Annotated in this window: 2 protein-coding genes; both read right to left on the bottom strand. The window is 43.9% G+C overall.

Annotated features, from left to right (window positions below; translation table 11 throughout):
- Positions 1 to 1,202, bottom strand: a 1,202-nt coding sequence (locus NTU69_11595) for an ABC transporter permease (protein ID MCX5804152.1), incomplete at its 3' end; no start/stop codon positions are given.
- Positions 1,199 to 2,198: ABC transporter permease (locus tag NTU69_11590; GenBank protein MCX5804151.1), on the bottom strand; the 1,000-nt coding region annotated here is incomplete at its 5' end. The genes NTU69_11590 and NTU69_11595, both read right to left, overlap by 4 nt.

The raw sequence follows: 2,198 nt of genomic DNA, 5'->3' as shown, positions 1-2,198 counted from the left end.
GGTTCATACTTTGTTCCCTGAATAGCAGGGTAGATACCAGCCAGGATACCAATCACCATACTAATGACAAGAGAAATTACGATGCTCTCGGGATGTAAAGAGAGTGGAAACCCACCAAAATAATCAACTATAATTGTAATGACAAAACCAACACATATACCAAACATGCCTCCCATTAAGGCAACGATAACAGACTCCGCCAGGAATTGAAAGATAATATCTCTCTTCTTTGAACCGACTACTCTCCGTATCCCTATCTCCAGCTTTCTCTCAGATATGGAAAGAAGCATAATAGCAAATATACCAAGCCCTCCTATCAAAAAAGAAACGATGGACGCTATTACGGTCAGAATCGATACAAGTCGGATCCCCTCTTCCTGTGTTCTCACAATGTCTTCCATGGTAAAAATCGAAAAATCGTCTTTTTGCTCGTCCTTCATATTATGGATCTTCCTTACGAAACTCCTCAGCTTCTGCTTCATTTGGGTAAGAGAAACTCCATCCTGCACCTGAAGATAAGCACCCTTGATATAGTCCACATTGCTATAACGTCTCATAAAGGTGTTAAGGGGTATATAGACCTGAAGGTCCTGATCCTGCCCGGCAAAATCGGTTCCTTTTTCATCAATTACCCCGATGATCTCTGTGGGTACCCTGTAGACAAGGATATACTTGCCAATCGGATCTTCTCGCTGAAAAAGGTTATCAAACACCTTGTATCCAACTACAGCCTTTTTATCTGCCTTAAGGTCTTCCTCCTTTGAGAAATACTTACCCATTATAAGTCCTACATTCCTTATCTTGAATACAGCGTCAGTAGTCCCTACAATGCTCACGGTGAGCGTCTTGTCTTCATAACGAGCGGGATAGGTTATGTCAAAGAAAGGTACCGCCTCCACTATCCCGGGAAGGGACTCTTTGATCCTGTTCACATCTCGAAGTTTCAGGGTCTTCGATTCCGCAAACTGCCTTGTCCCGCTTCTCGATGCAAATACGAGACCAGCCCGTAAAATAATTAGATTTTTCCCGAATTTACTTATTTCATTATCAATCTTCTTTTTCATACCGTTACTGATGTTGCCAAAAGCAACGAGGCTCATGACCGCGAAAAGGATACCAAGCAGCGCCAGAGCCATCCTTCCTTTGTGTATAACAAGATTTTGAAGGGCTATCCTGAGGTAAAACTTGACTGTATAAATCATCCCCTGATTGCCTCAATCGGTTCGATCCTGCTCGCTCTAAGCGCTGGCCTGAGGCCGGAAAGAAGCCCGGTAAGAAAGCTGAAACACAGGGCAAAAACGACAACCTTATACGAGAACAACATGGGGATGTCAAACAACTTCTCGAATGTCCCGCCAAGTATCACGCTCAGCAGGATGCCCGCTATTCCACCCATTAACGTTATGAGTATCGATTCAAAGAGGAAGGACAGCAAGATACCCCTTCTTGATGCTCCATAGGCCCTCCTGATGCCGATATCTTTCCTCCTCTCCTGTATGGTCAGATAAAAAAGATTGGCAAGAACAAAACCGCTGACAACAAGCGCCACTACCGATGCTGTCCCCAAAAAGAGAAACAGGGAACCTGAAATAACCGTTACGAACTTTAAGATATCCTTAGAACTTCTAATGGTAAAATCGTCATCTGCTGTCCCTTGAAGACCATGATTGTTTCTAAGCACCGTTCTCACATCTTCAACAGTCTTGTCCGGGTCCCTATCCGTTTTTAACCTCAGCATGCTTAGGTATCTTTTTTCTCTCACATCTTCAACAGTCTTGTCCGGGTCCCTATCCGTTTTTAACCTCAGCATGCTTAGGTATCTTTTTTCGTTAGCAATTCTGCTTGTTACCGTTGTTAACGGCATGATCACCCTGTCGTCTATATTCGGACCGCCTGTGCTGCCACCTCTTTCTTCAAGGACACCAATAACCTTTGTTGGTAACTTACCTATAAGTATTACCTTGCCTACGGCATCTTCGCCCTTAAAGAGCTCATCGTATACCTTTGAGCCAATAACACAGACTGCCTCTGCATTTGTATAATCATCAGCAGTAAACACAGAACCCACCTGAAACCCCCATGCCATGGATTCAAAGTAGTTCGTGGTAGACCCAACAACCTGGGTCTGCCAGTTTCTATCCCTGTACCTCATCGTAACATTTCTCACTTGATAAACCTTCATCAGATCGTAGATACCT

Source organism: Pseudomonadota bacterium (assembly GCA_026388215.1).
In the GTDB taxonomy this organism is placed as follows: Bacteria; Desulfobacterota; Syntrophorhabdia; order Syntrophorhabdales; family Syntrophorhabdaceae; genus JAPLKF01.
This window is presented reverse-complemented; position numbering and strand designations above follow the sequence as displayed.